This window comes from Plectonema radiosum NIES-515 (assembly GCF_025753815.1).
Taxonomy (GTDB): domain Bacteria; phylum Cyanobacteriota; class Cyanobacteriia; order Cyanobacteriales; family Nostocaceae; genus Hassallia; species Hassallia radiosum_A.
Genome location: NZ_JAOWRF010000349.1, coordinates 1 through 3,944 on the forward strand (window position 1 = coordinate 1; position 3,944 = coordinate 3,944).

The window sequence follows — 3,944 nt, forward strand, 5'->3', positions numbered from 1 at the left end:
CCCTCCGATAAATCAAAACTCCGTCCAGCGATCTTGGGGCAAAAACGATCGCTCCATCGGAATTGGGGAAACTGCTTCTGTCAGGGTAAATGTCCCAGCTTCAATCCACTGTTTCAATTCTTGTGCCACTTGTCTAGAAAGATACATACTCGCTAGAGGAGCGGCACGCACTGTTTTACCTTCAATAGTGACTCGCCCAGATTTGAGTTGGGCGTAACTCACTAACCCAAAGGTAGGACGGACGCGCCGAGGGATGGAAAAGTCTACTATCGGCGCTACTAAGTCTTTGTCAGTCACGCTAGCACGTTCTACGACTTGTTCGTTTAATACCGGAAGTGGTACGCCTACACCCAACATTAGGGAAGGTCCGTAACTTTTGAAGTAACAACCGCGTACCCAACGCGCATCCATTTGTTTGGCATCACCAATTAATGCTAAAGTGGCGGCAGGACCGATGGGTGTATGATTAGGTAATCGCTTTTGTAAAGGAAAGTGCTGAGTACCTTCCCATGAGACATAGCCTACACCACCCCCTAAGAAGATTCGCGTACCAATACCGATAAGTTGTAATTCTGGGTCGTTGAGTAAAGGGGAAATCGCACCTGGGTTAGAGTAAACTGCATTCCCCAAGCGCGGTTGTAGTGGACCGAGATAAGTGAAAAGTGGGCGATCGCCTCCATTCACCCCCACGATAAAATTTTGATAGAGATTGCGCGGATTAAATAAATAAAACTGATTTATCGTTTCACGGGTAATTGTGGTTTCAAAGGTGGCACGGGGGTAACAATCTGTTACCTGTCCTTGTGCCCGTACATGTACGGGTTTACCGGCAATCAAATCTTCAATTACATGTCCACCACCACGTTCGCGGGCTTCTTCGCCGTCCATCGCTTCCACGGCAGAGCTTGCACCTATGTATAAATCGACTGCACCAAAACCGGAATATACAGGGACACTATCTAACCAACAGCGGCGAATTTTAATTGGTGGGTCAGTGTGACCTAAGTTAATAATCGCACCTGATGATTCCATCGGCTCAAATGTGCCGGTAGTAATGACATCAGTTTCTTTGGCAACTTGAGTCACACCAAATAAAGCAACTCGTGCTTTGAGTTCTTCAACAGTTAAGACCACAGCACGTTTGCGGCTGATTTTATCGTTAATTTCGGCAAGCGATCGCATATTTAAATATAGCTTCATCCTTTCTCTAAACCATAACGAATGCGATCGCTTACAATTTGACTCCACAGAATGTTTTTAGATATTATGGGGTTTGATTACCAAAGAAAAAATTAAGCCTGGGGATCTAAACCTGACAACTATATCTAATTCTGAAGTGGCAACCTAACTGTAAAGGTTGCACCGTGTCCTTCACCGTCACTCGCTGCGGTGATACTACCATTGTGCATTTCCACTAAACTACGGACGATCGCAAGTCCTAGTCCTAGTCCTTTATGCCTTGTTGTATATTCGTTATCAGCTTGACGAAATTGCTCAAAAACATGAGGCAAAAAGTCAGGATTAATACCAATGCCTGTATCACTGACGGTGATTTGAGCTTCAGACTCAACTCGCTCTAACCAAATTGCAATCTGTCCTTGTTCTGGTGTAAACTTGATTGCGTTAGTCAGTAGATTACACAAAATTTGTTGCAATCGGCTGGCATCGCCCAAAACCTCGCCGATTGTAAATTCAAGTGCTGATTCAATGGCAATGTTTTTAGCATCAGCTAATGGACGGACTACATCAATTGCAGCATTAATTATTTCTGTCAAATTAACTGGACAAAGTTCAATCCGAAGTTTACCTTTTGTGATGCGTGAAAAGTCTAGGAGGTCTTGAATTAACTCGTTTTGTAACTTGGCGTTACGTTCAATTGTTGCTAATGCTCGTGCAATAGCCAAATCGTCTAACTTGCCGCCTTGAATTAACTTTGTCCAACCAAGTATAGCATTAAGAGGCGATCGCAATTCGTGAGATACAATTGCCAAAAACTGATCCTTTGTGCGGTTGCTTGCTTCTGCTTCAGCACGGCAAGCTTTTTCCTGGATTAGTAGTTGTTGGCGTTCTATTTCGGCAAGTTTGCGATCGCGAAGCGCAGCTTGCCGATCGCTGATGTCACGTTGCACAAAAATAAAATTAGTGCATTCCCCTGATTCGTCAAGCATCGGGGTAACATTTATTTCTGACCAATACTCCGATCCGTCTTTGCGGTAGTTAATTATTTCTACCTTTACAGGCTGATAATTAGTGATGCTATCACGAATTTTCTCCAGTACTTTTGGATCGGTTTTCAGTCCGTTGAGGATACTCGGTGTCTCACCTAAAACCTCCTCACTAGTGTAGCCAGTCATACGAGTGAATGCGGCATTGACATAGACAATCTGCGCTTTCATCTCATCAAAAAACTTGACTTGAGTAACCATAACTGCATCGGTTACTTGAGATAAAATATAAGCCTGAAATTTTAATTGCTCTTGAGTTGTTTTGAGTTTCCACAGCAGTTCCACTTTTTCGAGAGCGTGTTGAAGGGTTGTGTGCAAATTTTCTGCTGTCAGATGTTCTTTGGTGAGATAGTCTACAGCTCCTTTTTTCATTGCTTCGACAGCGATCGCTTCATTACCGAAACCTGTCAGCATCACCACGGGAATATCTACCTTATTGGTTATATTTCTTAACTTTTCGATAAACTCAAGACCATCCATATCAGGTAGAGAGTAATCGAGTACAACACAATCTGGCTGCAAAATCTTGCACAATTCTAGCGCTTCTTCGCCAAACTCTGACTCAATCACAGTATATATGTAGTTGGAGCAGGAGTGTAAATAACGGCGGAAAGTTACCCTATCTTCGTGACAATCATCAACAATGAGGATGCTCCGTTGGTTTTGTGCCATTTTTTCTCCCCCTAGCAGCAATTCATTGGTGCTTGCTTCCTTAATTGGTTTACTTATTTGCATATAATTTTTTTTAATGCTGGGGATTAGCGATCGCCAATGCCTATTAAGCTTTTACCGAGGAGGGGGTGCTTGTTTTAGGCACTCATAGAAGGGGAAAGGGAAGAAAATAAAGTTTTTTATTCCTTTCCTCTTTTGCCCTTCCCACTTCCCCCTCTTTTTCATTGCTTGACAGCAGATATTCTTAATTTTCTTTAGCAAAAGCAAGATTAGCTCTCAAAAATGAGTAAATTCTGAACTAATTCTAAATTCTGTCTAAAGAGAGAGCCAAAAATATATACTAACAACGTATTTTATATCACTATACAACTTAACTCCAATTAAGGATTTTTGCGACCTGATCTGCCAGCTTCAAAGGGTCAAAGGGTTTGGCAATGACTCCTGCTACACCTAAGTGAGCAAACTGATTCGAGGGAAACTGTATTTTCGCACTCAGCAAAATGACTGGAATCGATTGGGTATGAGGTTTTTCTTGTAGATGATGAAATAAAGTGATACCATCCATTTCTGGCAGCATCACATCTAGCAAAATGGCATTTGGCTGTTCAATTTCCGCTATCAGCAACCCTTCATTAGCAGTGGTAGCGATCAGTACTTCCCAACCTCCTAAAATTTCTAAGCAAGTTTGAACCACTTCGCTCAAACGCTCTTCGTCATCAATCAGCAGAATTCGTCGCATTACCAAAGGAGTATTTTTGTAGATTTTATTTCTTGACATACTCACCGGGCTGAAGCCTCTTTAACAAACAAATTGCAGAACTACAGTGGTAGGGTGAAGTAGAAAATACTGCCTTCAGCGAAAACGCTTTCTACCCAAATTTTTCCGTTGTGCTGCTGCACAATAGTGCGACAGATAGCTAATCCAAGCCCAGTACCGCAGTAATTGCGAGAGTCTGAAGCATCAACTTGCTCAAACCTGCCAAAAATACTTTCTAGTTTATCAGCAGGAATACCTCGTCCTTGGTCTTTGACTTTGAATAGGAGATG

4 protein-coding genes are annotated in these 3,944 nt (G+C 42.4%); all 4 read right to left on the reverse strand.

Features of this window, described 5'->3' with window-relative positions; all coding sequences use genetic code 11:
• Window positions 1–12 precede the first annotated feature (12 nt).
• Complete coding sequence (locus tag OGM63_RS24570; protein ID WP_263748298.1) at window positions 13–1,182, reverse strand: homocysteine biosynthesis protein; 1,170 nt, start codon at window positions 1,180–1,182, stop codon at window positions 13–15.
• 143 nt (window positions 1,183–1,325) lie between these two features.
• Complete coding sequence (locus tag OGM63_RS24575; protein WP_263748295.1) at window positions 1,326–2,960, reverse strand: hybrid sensor histidine kinase/response regulator; 1,635 nt, start codon at window positions 2,958–2,960, stop codon at window positions 1,326–1,328.
• A 307-nt stretch (window positions 2,961–3,267) separates the two neighbouring features.
• On the reverse strand, window positions 3,268–3,642 hold the full coding sequence (locus OGM63_RS24580) for a response regulator (RefSeq protein WP_318528542.1): 375 nt from the start codon (window positions 3,640–3,642) through the stop codon (window positions 3,268–3,270).
• A 74-nt stretch (window positions 3,643–3,716) separates the two neighbouring features.
• Window positions 3,717–3,944: sensor histidine kinase (locus OGM63_RS24585; protein ID WP_263748297.1), on the reverse strand; the 228-nt coding region annotated here is incomplete at its 5' end.